Annotated in this window: 27 protein-coding genes; 22 read left to right on the top strand and 5 right to left on the bottom strand. The window is 36.5% G+C overall.

Features of this window, described 5'->3' with window-relative positions; translation table 11 throughout:
* Positions 1-26: 26 nt before the first annotated feature.
* The gene (locus ACW0JX_RS20460; RefSeq protein WP_454500878.1) at positions 27-689 is read left to right on the top strand and encodes an HAD family hydrolase; all 663 of its coding nucleotides are present in this window, start codon (positions 27-29) and stop codon (positions 687-689) included.
* Here the strand turns inward: ACW0JX_RS20460 and ACW0JX_RS20455 are convergent.
* Positions 686-1,087 carry an SA1362 family protein gene (locus ACW0JX_RS20455; protein WP_001014463.1) on the bottom strand — a complete coding sequence of 134 codons (402 nt, stop codon included), beginning with the start codon at positions 1,085-1,087 and terminating at the stop codon, positions 686-688. The genes ACW0JX_RS20460 and ACW0JX_RS20455 overlap by 4 nt on opposite strands.
* A 79-nt stretch (positions 1,088-1,166) precedes the next feature.
* Positions 1,167-2,087 carry a DUF1385 domain-containing protein gene (locus ACW0JX_RS20450; protein WP_000807120.1) on the bottom strand — a complete coding sequence of 307 codons (921 nt, stop codon included), beginning with the start codon at positions 2,085-2,087 and terminating at the stop codon, positions 1,167-1,169.
* A 244-nt stretch (positions 2,088-2,331) separates the two neighbouring features.
* On the opposite strand from ACW0JX_RS20450, the gene ACW0JX_RS20445 reads away from it, so the two are divergent.
* The 4 genes from ACW0JX_RS20445 to efp are packed head-to-tail and all read left to right on the top strand — an operon-like array spanning position 2,332 to position 4,958.
* On the top strand, positions 2,332-2,820 hold the full coding sequence (locus ACW0JX_RS20445; RefSeq protein ID WP_000076886.1) for a YqhR family membrane protein: 489 nt from the start codon (positions 2,332-2,334) through the stop codon (positions 2,818-2,820).
* A 52-nt stretch (positions 2,821-2,872) separates the two neighbouring features.
* Positions 2,873-3,313 carry a type II 3-dehydroquinate dehydratase gene (gene aroQ, locus ACW0JX_RS20440; RefSeq protein ID WP_000735140.1) on the top strand — a complete coding sequence of 147 codons (441 nt, stop codon included), beginning with the start codon at positions 2,873-2,875 and terminating at the stop codon, positions 3,311-3,313.
* A gap of 4 nt (positions 3,314-3,317) precedes the next feature.
* The gene (pepQ, locus tag ACW0JX_RS20435) at positions 3,318-4,379 is read left to right on the top strand and encodes a Xaa-Pro dipeptidase (RefSeq protein ID WP_000411057.1); all 1,062 of its coding nucleotides are present in this window, start codon (positions 3,318-3,320) and stop codon (positions 4,377-4,379) included.
* A 21-nt stretch (positions 4,380-4,400) separates the two neighbouring features.
* Positions 4,401-4,958, top strand: coding sequence for an elongation factor P (gene efp / locus ACW0JX_RS20430; protein ID WP_000626513.1), 558 nt, complete (start codon positions 4,401-4,403; stop codon positions 4,956-4,958).
* Between the two features lie 36 nt (positions 4,959-4,994).
* Here efp and ACW0JX_RS20425 read toward each other — a convergent pair whose 3' ends face one another.
* Both ACW0JX_RS20425 and ACW0JX_RS20420 read right to left on the bottom strand, forming a co-directional pair.
* Positions 4,995-5,315, bottom strand: coding sequence for a hypothetical protein (locus tag ACW0JX_RS20425; RefSeq protein ID WP_063548620.1), 321 nt, complete (start codon positions 5,313-5,315; stop codon positions 4,995-4,997).
* The gene (locus tag ACW0JX_RS20420) at positions 5,296-5,874 is read right to left on the bottom strand and encodes a GNAT family N-acetyltransferase (RefSeq protein ID WP_459245036.1); all 579 of its coding nucleotides are present in this window, start codon (positions 5,872-5,874) and stop codon (positions 5,296-5,298) included. The genes ACW0JX_RS20425 and ACW0JX_RS20420 overlap by 20 nt, the downstream gene beginning before the upstream one ends.
* Positions 5,875-6,065: 191 nt before the next feature.
* Here ACW0JX_RS20420 and ACW0JX_RS20415 point away from each other — a divergent pair, with 191 nt between their 5' ends.
* From ACW0JX_RS20415 to ACW0JX_RS20375, 9 genes are read left to right on the top strand one after another with little or no spacing between them, the layout of a single operon-like run.
* Positions 6,066-6,347, top strand: a complete 282-nt coding sequence (locus tag ACW0JX_RS20415; RefSeq protein ID WP_000816050.1) for a YqhV family protein — start codon at positions 6,066-6,068, stop codon at positions 6,345-6,347.
* Positions 6,348-6,374: 27 nt separating this feature from the next.
* A complete protein-coding gene (gene spoIIIAA / locus ACW0JX_RS20410; protein ID WP_000665907.1) occupies positions 6,375-7,301 on the top strand; it encodes a stage III sporulation protein AA in 927 nt (308 codons plus the stop codon).
* On the top strand, positions 7,295-7,810 hold the full coding sequence (spoIIIAB, locus tag ACW0JX_RS20405) for a stage III sporulation protein SpoIIIAB (RefSeq protein WP_000238703.1): 516 nt from the start codon (positions 7,295-7,297) through the stop codon (positions 7,808-7,810). The genes spoIIIAA and spoIIIAB overlap by 7 nt, the downstream gene beginning before the upstream one ends.
* A 15-nt stretch (positions 7,811-7,825) precedes the next feature.
* On the top strand, positions 7,826-8,029 hold the full coding sequence (gene spoIIIAC, locus ACW0JX_RS20400) for a stage III sporulation protein AC (RefSeq protein ID WP_000020914.1): 204 nt from the start codon (positions 7,826-7,828) through the stop codon (positions 8,027-8,029).
* A 23-nt stretch (positions 8,030-8,052) separates the two neighbouring features.
* Entirely contained in the window at positions 8,053-8,436 is a 384-nt protein-coding gene (gene spoIIIAD, locus ACW0JX_RS20395; protein ID WP_077393170.1) for a stage III sporulation protein AD, read from the top strand.
* 10 nt (positions 8,437-8,446) lie between these two features.
* Positions 8,447-9,619 carry a stage III sporulation protein AE gene (spoIIIAE, locus tag ACW0JX_RS20390; protein ID WP_459245035.1) on the top strand — a complete coding sequence of 391 codons (1,173 nt, stop codon included), beginning with the start codon at positions 8,447-8,449 and terminating at the stop codon, positions 9,617-9,619.
* A gap of 12 nt (positions 9,620-9,631) precedes the next feature.
* A complete protein-coding gene (spoIIIAF, locus tag ACW0JX_RS20385) occupies positions 9,632-10,264 on the top strand; it encodes a stage III sporulation protein AF (RefSeq protein WP_001161037.1) in 633 nt (210 codons plus the stop codon).
* Positions 10,254-10,916 carry a stage III sporulation protein AG gene (gene spoIIIAG, locus ACW0JX_RS20380; RefSeq protein ID WP_459245034.1) on the top strand — a complete coding sequence of 221 codons (663 nt, stop codon included), beginning with the start codon at positions 10,254-10,256 and terminating at the stop codon, positions 10,914-10,916. Before spoIIIAF ends, spoIIIAG begins: the two co-directional genes overlap by 11 nt.
* Positions 10,917-10,931: 15 nt before the next feature.
* Positions 10,932-11,576: a SpoIIIAH-like family protein gene (locus ACW0JX_RS20375; protein ID WP_065485172.1), complete on the top strand. Its 645-nt coding sequence runs from the start codon at positions 10,932-10,934 to the stop codon at positions 11,574-11,576.
* Positions 11,577-11,689: 113 nt separating this feature from the next.
* Here the strand turns inward: ACW0JX_RS20375 and ACW0JX_RS20370 are convergent, their stop codons facing one another.
* A complete protein-coding gene (locus ACW0JX_RS20370) occupies positions 11,690-11,884 on the bottom strand; it encodes a hypothetical protein (protein ID WP_002000935.1) in 195 nt (64 codons plus the stop codon).
* Between the two features lie 469 nt (positions 11,885-12,353).
* Between ACW0JX_RS20370 and accB the strand changes: the two genes are divergently transcribed.
* The 8 genes from accB (at position 12,354) to ispA (ending at position 18,744) form a co-directional block, all read left to right on the top strand.
* Positions 12,354-12,842 carry an acetyl-CoA carboxylase biotin carboxyl carrier protein gene (gene accB / locus ACW0JX_RS20365; RefSeq protein ID WP_098678595.1) on the top strand — a complete coding sequence of 163 codons (489 nt, stop codon included), beginning with the start codon at positions 12,354-12,356 and terminating at the stop codon, positions 12,840-12,842.
* 16 nt (positions 12,843-12,858) lie between these two features.
* A complete protein-coding gene (gene accC, locus ACW0JX_RS20360; RefSeq protein WP_000592870.1) occupies positions 12,859-14,211 on the top strand; it encodes an acetyl-CoA carboxylase biotin carboxylase subunit in 1,353 nt (450 codons plus the stop codon).
* Positions 14,212-14,233: 22 nt separating this feature from the next.
* Positions 14,234-14,626: an Asp23/Gls24 family envelope stress response protein gene (locus ACW0JX_RS20355; protein ID WP_000807630.1), complete on the top strand. Its 393-nt coding sequence runs from the start codon at positions 14,234-14,236 to the stop codon at positions 14,624-14,626.
* Positions 14,627-14,972: 346 nt separating this feature from the next.
* Positions 14,973-15,365, top strand: a complete 393-nt coding sequence (gene nusB, locus ACW0JX_RS20350; protein WP_000830247.1) for a N utilization substance protein NusB — start codon at positions 14,973-14,975, stop codon at positions 15,363-15,365.
* A gap of 23 nt (positions 15,366-15,388) precedes the next feature.
* Positions 15,389-16,249, top strand: a complete 861-nt coding sequence (gene folD / locus ACW0JX_RS20345; protein ID WP_000226732.1) for a bifunctional methylenetetrahydrofolate dehydrogenase/methenyltetrahydrofolate cyclohydrolase FolD — start codon at positions 15,389-15,391, stop codon at positions 16,247-16,249.
* 26 nt (positions 16,250-16,275) lie between these two features.
* Complete coding sequence (xseA, locus tag ACW0JX_RS20340; RefSeq protein ID WP_098678596.1) at positions 16,276-17,634, top strand: exodeoxyribonuclease VII large subunit; 1,359 nt, start codon at positions 16,276-16,278, stop codon at positions 17,632-17,634.
* The gene (gene xseB, locus ACW0JX_RS20335) at positions 17,624-17,854 is read left to right on the top strand and encodes an exodeoxyribonuclease VII small subunit (RefSeq protein WP_000428423.1); all 231 of its coding nucleotides are present in this window, start codon (positions 17,624-17,626) and stop codon (positions 17,852-17,854) included. The genes xseA and xseB overlap by 11 nt, the downstream gene beginning before the upstream one ends.
* On the top strand, positions 17,854-18,744 hold the full coding sequence (ispA, locus tag ACW0JX_RS20330; protein WP_000150374.1) for a (2E,6E)-farnesyl diphosphate synthase: 891 nt from the start codon (positions 17,854-17,856) through the stop codon (positions 18,742-18,744). Before xseB ends, ispA begins: the two co-directional genes overlap by 1 nt.
* The last annotated feature ends 41 nt before the right edge of the window (positions 18,745-18,785 follow it).

The following is an 18,785-nucleotide window of genomic DNA, read 5'->3' as shown; positions in this document are numbered from 1 at the left end:
TTCAATTCGAAAAGGATGGGAGAATTATGAAAGCAATTATTTTTGATTTTGATGGATTAATTGTGGACACAGAAACGATATGGTTTCACTCTTTCAGAGATGCTGTTCGTGAATACGGCGGGGAACTACCTTTAGAGGAATTTGCGAAATGCATTGGAACAACAGATGAGGTACTTTATGCATATTTAAATGATCAATTAAAAGAGAAGTTTAACAAAAGTGTATTAAAAGAAAAAGTGGCAACTTTACATAAAGAGAAAATGAAAATACCAGAAGCTCGTGACGGGGTAAAAGAATATTTAGAAGAAGCGAAAGAAATGGGATTAAAAATCGCACTAGCTTCTAGTTCGTCTAGAGAATGGGTTATTCATTTTTTAGAAGAGCTACAGATTCGAGAATATTTTGAAGTAATTAAAACGAGAGAAGATGTTGAGAAGGTAAAACCAGATCCAGCTCTTTATCGAGTTGCAATAGAAGAATTAGGAATTAAGCCATCTGAAGCTGTTGTATTTGAAGATTCATTAAATGGATTGAGAGCAGCAGTTGCAGCGGGATTAACGTGCGTTGTTGTACCTAATGATGTGACACGGAATTTACCATTTAAAAATCATCATCTTCGAATTGAAAGTATGAGAGAGAAAAGTTTAAACGAAGTGCTTCAAAGTATAAAAAAAGACCGTATTTCCTAAAAGGAAGCACGGTCTTTCTTTTTACTTTTTTTGCCTTCAATGACAGTTAAATGAGACTGTTTTCTTTTTCGTTTTAAAGTGGAAGAATTCCCTTTTTTACTTTTGTCATTAGAAGTATTTGACTTAAAGAAAGAATTGCCTAGGGGTGCTACATTTTGTTTCCCATGTTTGCGGTTCGATTGTTTTGCCGCACGCTTATATGAGCTTTGCGAATTTGCGGAACCACTGGAATTTGTAAACATCTTGTATAGCAAGTAAAAGATACCGACAACAAGTAACATGTACCCGATATTTCTTAATACACCCATGGGATTTGTAATAACAGATGAAACAAGGCCGAATATTGCCAATCCAATAATAAGCACAAATATAGCGAAAGTAAACGAACGACCGTTCATAAGGGACACCTCCTAAAAACGTATATTAAAATTAGTATATTAACGATGAGGAAAGGAGTTGAACACCATTTTTAAATAATTATTGTTTGTTCTCTAAACGTAATAATTCTTCAAACGATGCAATTGCTACTTCCACTTGGTCATCTGTTGGTTCTTTCGTTGTTAATAGTTGTAGCCATAACCCAGGATATCCAAGTACGCGTAATACGGGAATATCTCTTAATCGATTTGTAAATTGCAATACTTCAAAAGAAATACCAAGTACAACTGGAATTAATAAAATTCGGTTTATAACTCGTGCCCAAAGAGGATCTGTAGGGACTAGGAAATAAACGAACATTCCAATAATGACTGTAAATATAATAAAGCTACTGCCGCATCTATAATGGAGGCGAGTTTGCTTTTGAACGTTTTCTACAGTCAGAGGAAGGTTATTCTCATAAGCATTGATTACCTTATGCTCTGCACCGTGATACTGAAATACCCGCTTAATAAGTGGGGTTAAAGAAATAAAGTATATATAGCTCAATAATAGCATGAGCTTAATGACACTTTCGACAATGATTTGCCCAGTATGAGATGGGAAAATCGGTCTCGTTAATTCAGCTAATAGTGCAGGAACTGCTGTGAAGATGACTTTACCGAATATGAAAGATAAAACGCCAACAGCTGCAACTCCTAATACCATCGTTAATTTTGATTGTTCTTCTTTTTTATTTGCAATTTGTTCATCATCTTCTGGGTGGACGTCAAATCGTTCTGAAGCGAAGTTTAAATGCTTTGCTCCATTCGCACTTGCATCCACAATAGCGGCAATACCTCGTAAAAATGGAATTTTTTTTAGGATAGATAATACTTTATTACGAACGCGTGGTAATCGATAAAATTCAATCGATTTATCTTTACGACGAACCGCTGTAACAGTATATTCTCTACCGCCAAACATAACTCCTTCTATGACCGCTTGCCCGCCATATATTTGTTTTGACTCTTCTGCCATGTTAACACCAACCTGTATTTGTTTCTCTCTTATGTAGAAAAAGAGGCAATTGTCATACTGGGTTCTGTCGTTTTGAAATAAGACAATCACCGAGTTTCCTTTATTTTATCGGCAAATACAAGTAGATGACAAGGGAAAATGTTATGAGAGTCGGACATTTCTTATTCTTTTTATAGACAAATTTCGCAGGATTTAAACATGCTTCAAAATAGTTTCGGGCATACTATTGAGCGGAGGTGTCGATGTGAGTCAAGAACAATTAGGAACAAGGAATTTTGTACAAATCGGTTTGTTTGGTGGAATCTTTTGGGGCGGGATATGGTATTTCCTTCATATATTTTCATTCACGGAGGCGGGACCGAATTATTTCCTTTTACCATTTGCGTTTGGAAGTTGGAAGGAAGGTGTATGGGGGAATGTGTCAGGAATAGTTTGTATGGGACTTCTTTCAATTTTGATTGCCTTTTTGTATAAAGCATTTTTTGCGAAGTTTGAAGGGATTATTGCGGGAATTATTTATGGATTATTTTGGTGGGCATTACTGTTTTTGGGGATGGGTTTAATGGCTCCTGTTATTAAAAGTGCGCTCCATTTACCAAAAGAGACAATTGTAACGACAATATGTATTTTTATATTGTATGGTGTGTTTATAGCATATTCTGTTTCTTACGCAGTAAATAGCAATAAAGTAGAACAAGAAGGGCGAGAGAAGACGAACTATTCAAATAAGTAACTCCTATGTTAAAATATTGTATAGATATTTAATATTAAGGAGTTTTAAGAATATGAAAAAGTTACTCCTCGTAAACGGTCCTAACCTAAATCGCCTCGGTGTTCGTGAGGTAAATGTATATGGAAAGGGCACGCTAGCGACACTTGAAGCAGATATGAAGCAAGAAGCGGAAACAATGGGAGTGGAGTTAGAATGTTTCCAATCGAATCATGAAGGTGCCATTATCGACATTATTCATGAAGCGGAAGATATATATGAAGGGATCATTTTAAATCCGGGAGCATTTACGCATTATAGCTATGCGATTCGTGATGCCATTGCGAGCATTTCGATTCCTGTTATTGAAGTACATATTTCTAACATTCATCAGCGTGAATCGTTCCGTCACGAATCTGTGACGGCAGCTGTTTGTGCAGGACAAATTGTTGGATTTGGTTTTTATGGCTATAAGTTAGCGTTATTTGCATTAATGGAGAAATTGAGGGAGGCATAAAGTAATGGAGAAAATTGAAAGATTACGAAGTGCATTTGGTGAGGCTGGCATTGACGGTATTTTGTTAACAAATGAACATAGTCGTAGATATATGGCTAACTTCACAGGAACAGCAGGTGTAGTTCTTATTTCAAAAGATCGTGCGCAATTTATTACAGATTTCCGTTACGTCGAGCAGGCAAGTAAACAAGCGGTTGGATATGAGATTGTACAGCACGCAGGATTAATCATTGATGAAGTGGCAAAGCAAGTGAAAGAGCTTGGAATTCAAAAGCTTGGTTTTGAGCAAGATACTCTTACATATAGTTCTTATTCAGCGCATAAGGAAGCGATTGATGCTGAATTTATCCCAACTTCTGGACTTGTAGAAAAGTTACGCTTGATAAAGACTGATTCAGAGATTAAGATATTAAAGGAAGCTGCACAGATTGCAGATGCTGCCTTTGAGCATATTCTATCATTCATTCGCCCGGGAGTATCTGAAATTGAAGTGTCAAATGAACTTGAATTTTTCATGAGAAAACAAGGAGCAACATCTTCTTCGTTTGATATTATCGTTGCTTCAGGTCTTCGTTCGGCATTACCGCACGGCGTGGCATCTGAAAAAGTGATAGAAACAGGAGATTTCGTTACATTAGACTTCGGCGCTTATTACAAAGGATATTGCTCTGATATTACTCGTACGATTGCAGTCGGTGAACCATCTGATAAATTAAAAGAAATTTATAATATCGTTTTAGAAGCACAACTACGTGGTGTGAACGGTATTAAAGCTGGTTTAACAGGTCGCGAGGCTGATGCGCTAACGCGTGATTACATAACGGAAAAAGGATATGGTGAATACTTTGGACACTCTACTGGTCATGGAATAGGTCTTGAAATCCATGAAGCACCAGGTTTAGCGTTCCGTTCTGATACAGTACTTGAACCCGGTATGGCTGTAACAGTAGAACCAGGTATTTATATTCCAGGTATTGGCGGCGTACGTATTGAAGATGATATCATTGTGACAAGTGAAGGTAATGAAGTAATTACGAAATCACCAAAAGAACTTATTATTTTGTAATACACAGGAGGATTTTTTTACATGATTTCAGTAAACGATTTTCGTACAGGTTTAACAATTTCAGTGGACAATGCCCTTTGGCAAGTACTTGATTTCCAACACGTAAAGCCAGGTAAAGGTGCTGCATTCGTTCGTTCTAAACTACGTAACATTCGCACAGGATCTGTTCAGGAGAAAACATTCCGTGCAGGTGAGAAAGTAGAAAAAGCGCACATCGAAAACCGTCGTATGCAATACTTATACGCAAGTGGTGAGGCTCACGTATTTATGGATAACGGAACTTATGAGCAAATCGAGCTTGGTGAAAAACAAATCGAGCGCGAGCTTAAATTCCTAAAAGAAAACATGGAAGTAGCAATCATGACTTACCAAGGCGAAGTACTTGGTGTTGAACTTCCAAACACAGTTGAATTACAAGTTACAGAAACAGAGCCTGGTATTAAAGGTGATACTGCTTCTAACGTAACAAAACCAGCTACATTAGAAACTGGTCTTGTTGTACAGGTACCAATCTTCATTAACGAAGGCGAAATGCTTATCATCAACACTGGTGAAGGTAAATACGTTTCTCGTGCATAGTAGAAAAGCACTCGTGATAATTCACGAGTGCTTTTTTTATAGGAAATAGGGTAGATAGTAAATAGCTGTTATAATAAAACTGACTAAAACAAGTGAAAGAGTACCCATAATAGATGGAGTCAAAACAATTTGAAATGGTTTTATTTCGCCAGTCTCAACACCAGTTAATGTTTTACTTATTGCGTGATCTGTAATGTTATTTCTATGGTTACTCATAATAATTAACCACATAATTGCAAATATTGCTAAACTACCAAGGAAAAATGTCTCTATAAATGACCAACCGACCAATAAGGAAAAAAGATAAATAAGAGCTAATTCTACTACAACGGTTAAACTAATTTTCAATGTCTTCATATTTTTCCTCCTCACTTTGTAATCTCAACCAGTTTAAAAAATTTTCACGTGACACGACATGCAAAGAGCAAGTTGACTTTACTTCTTTCTCTAGTGCAGCGTATTCGTCTGGAAACTTGTTTTCCACATGCAATGAAATATAAGGTAGTTTTTCTTGTGCTTTTAACGAGCGGGTATTATTCGTTTTAGCACCAGCAAATACGTAGGAAAGTTGTAAGTCTAAAAAGGCGATTTTAAAGATTTCTTTTTTAGCAGCCTCGTTATAGCCTTTTCCCCAGTACGGATAGCCGAGCCAACTACCAATGTGAGATTGCTTCTTCTCATCATTAATATGTTTAAGTGTGGTGAGGCCAATTATTTCATTCTCTTCATTCACAATCATTCTCGATAAGGGTTTCTTTTGATGTTCTTCTTCTATTGCGAAAAGAAGAAATGCTTTTGTGTCTTCGATGTTTTCTGCCGTTATCCCTAATGCATTTTTTATATGTGGATCACTTGATAGCTCGAAAATCACATTTGTATAGCGTAAATCGAGTGGTAATAAAGTAACGTGCTGCATGGTTTATACCCCTTTTAAACTAAATGTACCATAATATACCATAAAATAATATAAATATTCAGATTCTAATTCGGGCTTTAGAGAAAAATTATGTTTTTACTTCTGAAATAGACAACCTCTGCATATGGTTGTACAAATATATTCTTTTTAAGAATACGAAGTTAGTAACTGTTACGGGAGAAGGTGGAAGAATGAAACAGTGGCTAGCGGCAATGGAAACATCCGTGCTTGTTATGGGAGCACTTCGATTATTTTCAGGTAGTGCGGAGATATTTGCTGCTTTGCTTATGCTTTATGTGAATGATGCGAAGAAAGCGTTGTTTATAAATGGTATGTTAGCGTTTGTTGGACCTACCGTATTAATTTTAACAATGACAATTGGGATAGCGAGTGTAGCAAGTGAAATTTCTTTCTTGAAGCTCTTTTTTCTAGCGCTTGGAATTTGCTGTATTTTTATCGCATTACTGAAATAGTAAGTCGAGTATAGTGGGGAGAAGCCGATGAAAGAGGTATTAGAAGTTTTACCAAAAACGATGAAGTACTTAATTGAAGAATGTAAGCAATACGATGCTTTAGAGGAAATTCGTGTTCGAATTGGAAGACCGCTAGAGTGTATTGCACACGGAAAGGTGTTTTTTTATGACTATATCACTACTGCAGAGGATGCTATTTACTTATTGAATAAGTTAAGTCAATTCTCAATTTATACGATGGAAGAGGAATTAAAACGTGGGTATGTGACACTTCGCGGAGGGCATAGAATCGGATTAGCGGGAAAAGTCATTACAGAAAAAAGCGCAGTGAAAATGATTCGTGATGTCTCTTCCTTTAATATTCGTATTGCTCGTCAAAAAATAGGGATTGCTGAACCGCTTTTGCCATATTTGTATGAAAAAAGATGGTTAAACACGATGGTAATTGGCCCTCCGCAAACGGGAAAAACGACACTTTTAAGAGATGTAGCTCGTTGCATGAGTCAAGGAGTAAGTGCTTCGGAAATTCCTTCTTGTAAAGTGGGGATCGTTGATGAACGGTCAGAAATTGCTGGCTGTGTGAAAGGGATCCCGCAATATGATTTTGGTACCCGAGTCGATGTGTTAGACGCGTGTCCAAAGGCAGAAGGAATGATGATGATGATTCGTTCTATGAGTCCTGATATTTTGATCGTAGATGAAATTGGCCGTAAAGAAGATAGTGAAGCAATTATGGAGGCAGTGCATGCAGGTGTTCAGCTTTTTATAAGTGCACACGGATTTTCCTATGAGGATGTTGTGAGACGTCCATCGCTAAAGGCAGTGCTAGAGCTTGGTATATTTGATAGGTTTGTGGAGTTGTCAAAAGCGAGGGGTCCAGGAACGGTTATGCAGGTGAAAGATAAATATGGAAAACCAGTGTTATCAAGTAGAAAGGCTGAGGGCGTATGGTGAAAATATTCGGTGCAGTGTTAATCGTTGCGGTCAGCACCTTTTTCGGGTTTTCATACGCTAAAAGATATAGTGAGAGGCCGAGGCAACTTAGATTATTAAAATCAGCACTTCAATCATTAGAAGCAGAAATTATGTATGGACACACACCTTTATCTGAGGCTGCCGAGCGATTAGTTAAACAAATGCCAAAGCCATTAAATTGGATATTTCAAAGTTTCGCCAGAAGACTACAAAGCGGGGAACAAACAGTAAGAGAAGCGTGGATAGATAGTTTGAAAGAGAACTGGAAGTTAACCGCATTTCAACAAACTGAGTATGAAATACTGCAGCAATTTGGTGAAACGCTCGGGCAACATGATCGTGAATCACAACAAAAACATATTCGCTTATGTATTACACATTTGGAGAGAGAAGAAGGAGAAGCGAAAGCATTACAACTGCAATACGAAAAAATGATTAAGAGCTTAGGGGTACTAGCAGGGCTACTTATTGTAATTTTACTGCTATAGGGGGGGAGAAAGGCGATGTCCATTGATGTTGGATTAATATTTCAAATCGCCGGAATCGGCATTGTTTTAGCTTTCATTCATACTGTACTAAAAGAATTAAAGCGGGAGGATATTGCAAATTGGGTTATCCTTGTCGGTTTTGTCGTCATTTTATTTCATGTTGCGTTTTTAATTAACACGCTATTTGACAAGATTAAAAGTGTCTTTCTCTTCCAGTAAAGGAGGCGGTTCGAATCGAAATTATACAAATTGTCGGATTAGGCCTCGTTGCTACGTTTTTAGCTGCTGTTTTGAATCAGCATAAATCTAGTATTACATCTTTATTTATTGTGTTCGTAGGTAGCGTGATGTTTCTTATTTTAATCGATCAAATTCATTCTATTTTACAAATGATTGAGAGAGTAGCAAGTGAAGCGAAAGTTAGTAACGTCTACGTGGAAACGTTACTAAAGATTATTGGAATTGCTTATATTGCTGAGTTTGGAGCCCAAATTACAAAAGATGCTGGTCAAGGTGCCATCGCTTCGAAAATTGAACTTGCTGGGAAAATCTTAATTCTCGTTATGGCGATTCCTATTTTGACGGTTGTAATTGAAACTATTCTCGGATTTTTACCGACGGGATAAGGGGGAGTGAATGTTGAGGAGGTTTGGAGCTAAGCTGCTATTTGCTTGCTTCCTTTTCTTTTCTTTACCGATTGTTGTACAAGCTTCTCCTGTAGAAACAAACGTCGTTGATCAACAATTGGATAAGCTCGGAATTGAAGATGTGAAGCAATTTTGGGACGGGCTTGTTACAAAATATGGAGGCTATTTGCCAGAGAGTCAAAAAGGGAGCTTTATGGAGTTTGTAAAGGGAGAAAAAGAATTCTCTCTAAAAGAGTGGATGATAGGGTTATTAAAATATTTATTTCATGAGCTTGCTGCTAATGGAAAACTGCTTGGCACACTTATTATGCTCACAATCTTTAGTGCATTGTTGCAATCACTGCAATCCGCTTTTTCAAAAAGTAGCGTAAGTAAAATTGCTGATGCTGTTGTGTATATGGTACTTATTATTTTTGCTTTAAATAGTTTTTATGTCGTTATGACATATGCAAGAGAAACGATACAAACAATGGTAGATTTCATATTAGCGTTATTGCCAATTTTGCTGGCGCTTATAGCAACTGGGGGCGGGGTTGTATCTGTATCATTTTTTCATCCGGTTATCATTTTCTTAATGAATACGAGTGGGCTTCTTATGAATTATATCGTTCTACCACTTTTATTACTGGCAACGATATTAAGTATTGTAAGTACAATGAGTGATCAATATAAAGTGACGAAATTATCCAAGCTTCTGCAAAACGTTAGCGTAGGGATTATCGGTGTCTTTTTAACAATTTTTTTAGGAGTATTATCTGTACAAGGAACAGCAACAGCTGTTGCTGATGGAATAGCTGTGAAAACTGCTAAATTTGTAACAGGAAACTTCATTCCAGTAGTTGGAAGGATGTTTACAGAAGCGGCAGATACTGTTATTAGCGCATCAGGATTATTGAAAAACACAGTCGGAATTATTGGGCTCGTCATTTTATGCTTAATTGTTGCTTTTCCAGCGATTCAAATTTTCTGTATTGCATTTATTTATAAATTCGCAGCAGCAGTATTGCAACCGGTTGGCGGCGGAGCAATTATTCAATGTTTAGACATTATTGGACGAAGCATCATTTACGTATTTGCTTGCTTAGCTATCGTATCATTTATGTTCTTTTTAAGTATTACAATTATTATTGCTGCGGGGAATATTACACTTATGATGCGGTAGGAGGTGAAGAGTATGCAATTTGTTACAGAGTGGATCAGAAATATTATCGTTTTTTTGCTCTTAGCAACAATGCTTCATCTTATTCTTCCAAATTCGAATTTGCAAAAATACGTTAAATTCGTTGTAAGTCTTTTGTTAGTCGTATTAATTTTAACGCCCCTTTTTAAACTATTGCAGACAGATGTAAATGAAGTAATTGCAAATTTTAATGAAGAAAAGTACGTAGCAGAAGGATCTGTAAAAAATTCAATAGATTCGAAGAAAAAAGAAATACAAGCTCTAACACGTGCATATAGTTTAGAAGAGATGGCTACCAAAATGAAAAAAGAAGTAGGAAAAGAGTTTGAGAAAAAGTATGGTATGACTGTCTCTGAAATACAAATAGTCGCAGCAGAAAATACAGAAGAAGTAAAGTCAGCGAAAGATATTCAATCTGTTGTTGTGACGTTGAAAGAAAAAGAACGTAGTAAAAATGATGCAATCGAAACAGTAAAGCCAATTGAAATTAACACGAAAGAGCCTCCAAAAAAAGTGGAAGAAACGAATGTAGAAATGAAAGATTTCTTTTCAAGCAGGTGGCAACTAGAGGGTAAACAAATCCAAGTTCAAATGGAAGGGAGGACAGGTAGAGTAAATGGACAATAAAGATAAAAATTCGAAGTTCTCATTTTTTCGAAACTTATTGAATGGGGATCAAAAAGAAAGAAACGAGAAGGGTAAAAAGGTAACACCTAAGTTTTTACTTGTCCTACTCATACTTGGAATGTTGCTTATGTTTTCTAGTAGTCTCTTTTCAAGTAAAAAAGAAGAAGTACCTGTATTTAAAGAACAAAAAACTCAAAATCAAGAAAAAGACGTACCAACTTTCGGACAAAAAAGTAATGATAGTATGTCAAATGTAGAAAAATATGAAAAAGCGTATGAACAAGAATTAAAAACTGCTTTAGAAGAAATAGCAGGAGTAAAAGACGTAACGATTAAAGTGAATTTAGATTCATCTGAAGAAAAAATTTTAGAAAAAAATACAGTGAAACGCTCACAAACAACAGGTGAAACGGATAAAACAGGCGGTAAGAGAGAAGTAGAGGACGAGTCTCTTGATGAAAAGACTGTCATTATACGTGAAGGGGATAAAGAAACTCCTGTTGTTTTACGAACAGAGAAGCCGAAAGTACGTGGTGTTCTTGTCGTAGCAAAGGGAGTGGATAATATACAAGTTAAAGCAATGGTAAAAGAAGCTGTGATAAGGCTGCTAGATGTACCGGCCCATCGCGTTTCAGTTTCACCGAAAAATTGATAGGGAGGAAATAAAGTGTTAAAAAAACAAACAGTTTGGTTATTAACGATGTTAAGTTTAGTTGTTGTACTATCTGTGTATTACGTAACAACTCCTGACAAAATGAATACAGCATCGCCGGCAACAGGTGAAAAGATTGGACAAGAAAAACAAGGTACTGATAAAGCAGTAACAAACGAAGCGCCTAAAGAAACTCCGAAAAAAGAAAATACAAGCAAGGAAACAACAAATAAAGAAACAGACAAAAAAGAAAATGCAAAAAAAGAAACAAGTAAAAAAGAGGGCAATGTATCAGTTCAATCAAGTGATGAGAATTTCACAGCTTTACGTATGCAAATGGAAGATCAGCGTAGTGAAGCGAAAGCAAAATTACAAGAAGTGATGAGTTCAACAAAAGCTTCAGCAACAGAAAAGAATAAAGCAAAAGAAAATTTTGATGCCATTACGACAATGGAAACGAAGCAAGAATTACTTGAGACAGTAATTAAATCTCAAGGAGGATATCCAGATGCTCTTGTAAGAGCTGATGGTACTGACATTAGAGTAACGGTTAAAGCGGCAAAACATTCACAGAAAGAAGCAAATAAAATTATTCAACTTGTAAGAAGTGAAGGCGGATCAAAAGATGTAGGTGTGAAATTTGATCCACCAGCGAAATAAGTGAAACTTTAATCCGCAGGGATTTCCCTGCGGATTATTATCTTTTACTAAGCAAAGGGTATGCAAATAGTAAAATAGAGTATGTAAGTAAACGTGTGAATAGAAAAAAGCTATCATTTTCGATAGCTTTTTTCTATTTCGTCTTTGTAGTTATTTTTACTATGTTCAACTCGGAATGGAGAAACACGTTGCGAGTAAAAGATTAATGGTTCATGGTACTGATGATTACTTTTTCCGGATTTGACGTGGATGCAAAGAACACATGCCCAAACGATTACAGCAGGTAAAAAGAGAATGAGCCATATCATATTTCCACACCTCGACACAATATATTTTCTACACTTTGAACATACTATTCTTATATGAAGGAATGATGAACGGCGTGTAAACAAAAAAATAATATTTGGTAAAAATATGTTATTGACTATAGGTGTAGTGAAGAGTGGAGAGGGAATGGCATGTTTGCTGTGTAACGTTTTGCTAAAGTAGTGAATGTTTTTTAAGAAGTGGTCTTGCCAATTTCATGTGAAACTTGGTATTATTACTAGGTATTAAATTTTTATTGGAATAATATTTTTACAGGAGTTTCGATTTATTATAAAGAAATATAAATTGGAATGTTTAAAAAATTTATCGTAAGATGGAAATAGTAAATATTTCTATTAGTTAATGAAATATATTTTCTAATAGAATACATCGTATTTTTACAGTCAATCTAGTTTTCGTGACGAGAATCTGTAAAAACGGGACAAACAAGAGTATGGGAGTGGATTTTACATGTTTAAAATTCAAGAAGTTCGTGAATTAATTAAATTAATTGATAGCTCTAATATTGATGAATTTGAATACAAAAAAGACGGTACAACAATCAAAATGAAAAAGCGTGGTAATGAAGTTGTTGCTGTGCAAGCACCTGCAGCAAAACAAGCTATGCAACCAGTAGCGCCTGCTGAAGTTGAAACGACAGTAGCAGCAGCGCAAGCAGAAGCGCCAAAACAAGAAGAGAAGAAAACTGTTCAAGATGAAAACCTACATAAGATCACCTCACCAATGGTAGGTACATTCTATTCTTCTTCTTCACCTGATACACCTCCATATGTAAGTGTTGGGGATAGAGTATCGAAAGATTCTATCGTATGTATTGTCGAGGCTATGAAGTTATTTAACGAAATTGATGCTGATGTAGAGGGCGAAATTGTTGAAATTCTTGTTAATAACGGACAGCTTGTTGAGTATGGACAACCGCTATTTCTTGTAAAAGCGTAATAAGGGAGTCTTTGTGATGATAAAAAAAGTATTAATAGCCAATCGTGGGGAAATTGCTGTACGAATTATTCGTGCTTGTAAAGAAATGGATATTGAAACAGTTGCAATTTATTCAGAAGCAGATAAAGAGTCACTTCACGTACAGATTGCAGACGAGGCGTATTGTGTAGGACCAACGATTTCGAAAGAAAGCTATTTAAATTTGACGAACATTATTAGCGTTGCGAAGTTAACAGGCTGCGATGCTATTCATCCGGGATACGGATTTTTAGCAGAGAATGCAGATTTCGCAGAGTTATGCCGTGAATGTAACTTGATTTTTATCGGTCCAAGTCCAGAAGCTATTTCAAAGATGGGCACAAAAGACGTTGCTCGTGATACAATGAAAGAAGCAGGGGTTCCGATTGTACCAGGTTCACAAGGGATTATTAAAAATACCGAAGAAGCGATCGAGCTTGCTAATCAAATTGGATATCCAGTTATTATTAAAGCGACTGCAGGTGGCGGCGGAAAAGGTATTCGTGTTGCACGCCATGAAGAAGAGCTTATAAAAGGAATTCAAATTACACAGCAAGAAGCTAGTACCGCTTTTGGGAACCCTGGTGTATACTTAGAAAAGTACGTTGAAGATTTCCGCCATGTTGAGATTCAAATAATGGCAGATACACACGGAAATGCCATTCATTTAGGAGAGCGTGATTGTACAATTCAGCGCCGTTTGCAAAAACTATTAGAAGAAAGTCCATCACCTGCACTTGATGAAGATATTCGCAAGCAGATGGGTGAAGCGGCAGTTAAAGCGGCGGTAGCGGTTGATTATACAGGTGCTGGTACGGTTGAGTTTATTTATGAATATAAAACGAAAACCTTTTATTTCATGGAGATGAATACGAGAATTCAGGTTGAGCATCCGGTTACTGAAATGGTAACGGGAATGGACTTAATTAAAGAACAAATTCTTGTTGCTTCAGGAGAAAAGTTATCGTTACAGCAAGAAGAAGTACAATTTAATGGTTGGGCAATTGAATGTCGAATTAATGCGGAAAACCCTGCCAAAAAATTTATGCCATCTCCAGGTAAAGTAGAAATGTACTTACCACCAGGAGGATTTGGTATTCGCGTCGATTCAGCTGTATATCCGGGATATTCAATCCCACCTTTCTATGATTCGATGGTTGCTAAATTAATTGTTCACGGAAAAACACGTGAAGAGGCAATTGCAAAAATGAAGCGCGCACTTAGTGAATTTGTCATTGAAGGCGTACATACAACAATCCCGTTCCATTTGCAATTGCTAGATCATCCTGATTTTGTAAAAGGTGAGTTTAATACGAAATTTTTGGAAGAGCATGAACTTGTGACGCAGTGATACATTAAAGGAGGTTTTTTTCATGGCTGAACATATGTTAGATATGGGTCAAGATACAACTCTTGGTAAAGTAGAAATTGCACCAGAAGTAATTGAAGTAATTGCAGGTATTGCAGCTGCTGAAGTAGAAGGTGTAGCGGCAATGCGCGGTAATTTTGCTACAGATGTTGTTGAGAAGTTAGGTAAGAAAAATCATGGTAAAGGTGTAAAGGTTGAATTAGCAAACGAAGATATTATCGTTGACCTTTATGTTGTAATGTATTTTGGTGTAGCAATTCCAGTTGTTGCACAAAAGATTCAAGACAATATTCGCCAAGCACTCTTTACGATGACAGGACTTGAGCCAAAAGAAGTGAATGTTCACATCGTTGGCGTAACATTCGAAACACAAAAAACAGAAATCGAACCAGTGTAAGAATGAAAAGGTGCCTAGTAACATAGGCATCTTTTTTATCGTTTCATTTCTTCACAAATTACAACCCTCTAATTATTATACTATTTCAAAAAATAAGAAATAAACAAGAAAATGTGTCGTTTTTCCAAAAAACGTACATTGTGATAAGATATGGAACTTGAAGTTAATCTTTTTATTATTTTTCAGCCTTGTAACCCGTGTGTGAAACGATAAATTGTGTTATTATCATTGTATTATAAGGTTGGAAAATCAATGAAAACTGTAAGAGTAAGTGAATTGACGGCTTATAAATTATAATAATATAACAAAGTATAAGGAAAGACTTGAAGCATAAAGGAGAGTTACAATGAAACGTAGGACGGCTAGAGAAAGAGCAATGCAAGCATTATACCAAATGGATATTACAGGTGAATTAGAACCGAAAGTAGCAGTGGAAAACACGCTAGATGAAGGCGAAGAAACAAATGAGTTTCTAGAGTCACTTGTAGTAGGTTTTGTAGAAAATAAAGAAGCAATCGATGAAGCGATTCGTCAAAACTTAAAAAAGTGGAAGCTTGAGCGTATTAGCATTGTTGATCGCAGTATTTTACGTGTAGCTGTGTATGAAATGAAATACATGGAAGAAATTCCACACAACGTAACAATTAACGAAGCAATTGAAATTGCTAAAACATTTGGGGATGAGGAATCTCGTCGTTTTATTAACGGCGTTTTATCTAATATAAAAGATACACTGTAAATTCTTTAAGGGGGAATCTTAAAATGGTAGCAGTAATCATCAAAGGAAATGAAGTTGCGGAGAAAAAACGAGCACAATTAACAGAAGAAGTTGTGAAGTTGAAAGAGCAAGGTATTGTACCAGGGTTAGCAGTTATTTTAGTTGGAGAAGATCCAGCATCTCGTTCTTATGTGAAAGGAAAAGAAAAAGGCTGTGAACAAGTAGGGATTTACTCAGAGCTAATTGAACTTCCTGAAACAATTACTGAGGAACGTTTGCTTGCTGAAATCGATCGCTTAAATGGCGATGACCGTATTAATGGCATATTGGTGCAATTACCTTTACCAAAACATATTGAAGAAAAAGCTATCATTGAAAGAATTTCACCAGAAAAGGATGTAGACGGATTTCACCCAATTAGCGTGGGACGTATGATGACGGGACAAGATACATTCCTTCCATGTACACCGCATGGTATTGTAGAATTAGTAAAAGAAACAAATCTTGATATTTCTGGAAAACATGTAGTAGTAATTGGAAGAAGTAATATTGTCGGTAAACCAGTGGGGCAATTGTTTTTAAATGAAAATGCAACTGTCACATATTGTCATTCTAAGACGCAAAATATGAAAGAGTTATCGAAGTTAGCTGATATTTTAATCGTAGCTGTTGGACGACCTAAAATGATAACAGCGGATTATATTAAAGAAGGAGCGGTTGTAATTGACGTTGGTGTTAACCGTTTAGAAACAGGAAAACTTTGTGGTGATGTTGACTTTGACAACGTGTTAGATGTTGCGGGTTACATTACACCTGTGCCAAAAGGTGTTGGTCCAATGACAATCACAATGCTTCTTCATAATACTGTTGAATCTGCCAAACGTGCAGGTGTCGTTTGTAAATAATTTGAGTCGGCTATGAGGAGAGAGAAATGGAGAAGCAATATTTAACCGTTACAGCGTTAACACGCTATATAAAAACAAAAATAGAATATGATCCGCATTTGCAGTCTGTTTGGTTAAAAGGTGAAATTTCCAACTTTAAAAATCATAGCCGTGGCCACATGTATTTTACATTGAAAGATGAAAATGCAAGAATCGCAGCGGTTATGTTTGCGGGTCATAATCGTAATATTAAATTCAAACCTGAAAATGGGATGAAGGTACTCGTGAAAGGGAAAATCTCTGTTTACGAGGCGAGTGGTTCTTATCAAATTTATATTCAAGACATGCAGCCTGACGGAGTCGGAAATTTACATTTAGCGTACGAACAGTTAAAAGTTCGCTTGGAAGAAGAAGGACTTTTTTCTCAAGTTTATAAAAAAGCAATTCCTCCTTACGCTAAAACAATAGGTGTGATTACGTCGCCAACAGGAGCAGCGATTCGTGATATTATAACAACGATTAAACGTCGTTATCCAATTGGGAATGTTATTGTATTTCCGGTACTTGTACAAGGGGAGTCAGCGGCTCCCTCGATTGTACAAGCGATTCGTACAGCGAATGAAATGGGAGAGATAGATGTACTAATCGTTGGTCGTGGTGGAGGTTCTATTGAGGAATTATGGGCTTTCAATGAGGAAATGGTTGCAAGAGCAATCTTTAAGAGTGAAATTCCTATTATTTCGGCAGTAGGCCATGAAACGGATTTTACAATCGCAGATTTTGTTGCAGATTTACGCGCGCCAACACCGACTGCAGCAGCTGAGCTAGCAGCACCTAATATTATAGAGTTACAAGAAAAGGTATTACAAAGAACTCTGAGATTGCAAAGAGCAATGAAAGAGTTAGTACATAAAAAAGAAGAAAAACTACAAGTGTTGCAAAAATCGTATGCGTTCCGTTATCCAAGACAAGTATATGAGCAAAAGGAAGAGCAATTAGATAGAGCGCTAGAACAGCTTGTTTTAGCGAAAGAGCGCTATATTGATAAAAAGGTGAATCAGTTAAAGCAACTTTCATTTTATTTAGAGAAGCACCACCCATCTCAAAAAATTATTCAAACGAAGGTAGCTGTTGAAACTTTGCAAAAGCAATTACAACGTGAAATGCAAACGTTACTTCAAAGGAAAGAATTTGCCTTTGTAAGAGCTGCTCAAAAACTTGAAGCGTTAAGTCCGCTTAAAGTAATGATGAGAGGGTATGGGCTTGTATATGATGAAGAGAAGCAAGTGTTAAAAAGTGTGAAAGATGTAAGCCTTGGAGATGCTGTTTCAGTTCAATTACAAGATGGAATACTAGATTGTAGCGTATCAGGCATAGAGGAGCGTGAATTGAATAATGGAAAATAAATTAAGCTTTGAAGAGGCAATTTCGCAACTTGAGCATCTTGTTTCTAAGCTAGAACAAGGTGACGTACCTTTAGAAGAAGCGATTTCTTATTTTAAAGAGGGTATGGAATTATCTAAGCTTTGTGATGAGAAGTTGAAGAATGTACAAGAACAAATGGCAGTTATTCTTGGGGAAGATGGAGAGCTTGAACCGTTTACTGCTTTAGGAGATGAAGCATAGTGACGATTGCTTTTGATACTTTTTTGAAGGAAAGTAAAACTTTCGTAGAAGAGAAACTTGTAAGCTATGCAAATGAATTACAATGTCCAAATGTACTTCGTGAAGCGATGGCATATTCTTTAGAAGCGGGTGGAAAACGTCTCCGCCCGTTACTTTTGTTTGCAACATTACAAGCTTTTGGGAAAGAAAGAAATCTTGGAGTAGGTGCAGCTTGTGCTCTTGAAATGATTCATACATATTCGTTAGTTCATGACGATTTACCTTGTATGGATGATGATGATTTAAGAAGAGGAAAGCCCACAAATCACAAAGTATTTGGTGAAGCGATGGCAGTTTTAGCAGGAGATGGCTTATTGACGTATGCTTTTCAAGTTATTATGGCATATGAGCAAAAAGAAATTTCTGCAGAAAAAAAAGTAAGACTTGTACTTGAACTTGCAAAAGCAGCAGGACCAGAAGGAATGGTTGGCGGACAAGTGGCAGATATGGAGGCTGAAGGGAAACGCCTTACGATTGATGAATTGGAGTACATCCATAAACATAAGACCGGAAAACTGCTTGAATTTGCTGTACTTGCGGGCGCGATACTTTCTGATGCGACAGAAGAGCAAGAAGAAAAGTTGCTTACGTTTGCTAAATATATCGGTCTAGCTTTTCAAATTCGAGATGATATTTTAGATGTCGAAGGCACCGAAGAAGAGATTGGAAAACCGATTGGTAGTGATCTTTCTAATGAAAAGAGCACATATACGACGTTGTTTACTGTAGATAGAGCAAAGGATATTTTAGAAGAAACAATTGCAGAAGCAAAAGGTGCAATTAGCTCCTTGCAATTACAAGATGAATATTTACTATCTATTTGCGATTTGATTGCAAAACGTAATAACTAATATAACAGCGTTTTCATTTGTTGAGTCATTCATCATTTTAT

It is taken from the genome of Bacillus sp. C-3-6, from assembly GCF_054509685.1.
Note: the sequence above shows the minus strand (reverse complement) of the source record. Positions and strands in the feature narration are given on the sequence as shown.

Coding starts and splice junctions, on each gene's coding strand:
- ACW0JX_RS20460 (WP_454500878.1), top strand. CDS start 27: ATGAAAGCAATTATTTTTGATTTTGATGGATTAATTGTGGACACAGAA.
- ACW0JX_RS20455 (WP_001014463.1), bottom strand. CDS start 1,087: ATGAACGGTCGTTCGTTTACTTTCGCTATATTTGTGCTTATTATTGGA.
- ACW0JX_RS20450 (WP_000807120.1), bottom strand. CDS start 2,087: ATGGCAGAAGAGTCAAAACAAATATATGGCGGGCAAGCGGTCATAGAA.
- aroQ (WP_000735140.1), top strand. CDS start 2,873: ATGAAAAAGTTACTCCTCGTAAACGGTCCTAACCTAAATCGCCTCGGT.
- pepQ (WP_000411057.1), top strand. CDS start 3,318: ATGGAGAAAATTGAAAGATTACGAAGTGCATTTGGTGAGGCTGGCATT.
- efp (WP_000626513.1), top strand. CDS start 4,401: ATGATTTCAGTAAACGATTTTCGTACAGGTTTAACAATTTCAGTGGAC.
- ACW0JX_RS20425 (WP_063548620.1), bottom strand. CDS start 5,315: ATGAAGACATTGAAAATTAGTTTAACCGTTGTAGTAGAATTAGCTCTT.
- ACW0JX_RS20420 (WP_459245036.1), bottom strand. CDS start 5,874: ATGCAGCACGTTACTTTATTACCACTCGATTTACGCTATACAAATGTG.
- ACW0JX_RS20415 (WP_000816050.1), top strand. CDS start 6,066: ATGAAACAGTGGCTAGCGGCAATGGAAACATCCGTGCTTGTTATGGGA.
- spoIIIAA (WP_000665907.1), top strand. CDS start 6,375: ATGAAAGAGGTATTAGAAGTTTTACCAAAAACGATGAAGTACTTAATT.
- spoIIIAB (WP_000238703.1), top strand. CDS start 7,295: ATGGTGAAAATATTCGGTGCAGTGTTAATCGTTGCGGTCAGCACCTTT.
- spoIIIAC (WP_000020914.1), top strand. CDS start 7,826: ATGTCCATTGATGTTGGATTAATATTTCAAATCGCCGGAATCGGCATT.
- spoIIIAE (WP_459245035.1), top strand. CDS start 8,447: ATGTTGAGGAGGTTTGGAGCTAAGCTGCTATTTGCTTGCTTCCTTTTC.
- spoIIIAF (WP_001161037.1), top strand. CDS start 9,632: ATGCAATTTGTTACAGAGTGGATCAGAAATATTATCGTTTTTTTGCTC.
- spoIIIAG (WP_459245034.1), top strand. CDS start 10,254: ATGGACAATAAAGATAAAAATTCGAAGTTCTCATTTTTTCGAAACTTA.
- ACW0JX_RS20370 (WP_002000935.1), bottom strand. CDS start 11,884: ATGATATGGCTCATTCTCTTTTTACCTGCTGTAATCGTTTGGGCATGT.
- accB (WP_098678595.1), top strand. CDS start 12,354: ATGTTTAAAATTCAAGAAGTTCGTGAATTAATTAAATTAATTGATAGC.
- accC (WP_000592870.1), top strand. CDS start 12,859: ATGATAAAAAAAGTATTAATAGCCAATCGTGGGGAAATTGCTGTACGA.
- ACW0JX_RS20355 (WP_000807630.1), top strand. CDS start 14,234: ATGGCTGAACATATGTTAGATATGGGTCAAGATACAACTCTTGGTAAA.
- nusB (WP_000830247.1), top strand. CDS start 14,973: ATGAAACGTAGGACGGCTAGAGAAAGAGCAATGCAAGCATTATACCAA.
- folD (WP_000226732.1), top strand. CDS start 15,389: ATGGTAGCAGTAATCATCAAAGGAAATGAAGTTGCGGAGAAAAAACGA.
- xseA (WP_098678596.1), top strand. CDS start 16,276: ATGGAGAAGCAATATTTAACCGTTACAGCGTTAACACGCTATATAAAA.
- xseB (WP_000428423.1), top strand. CDS start 17,624: ATGGAAAATAAATTAAGCTTTGAAGAGGCAATTTCGCAACTTGAGCAT.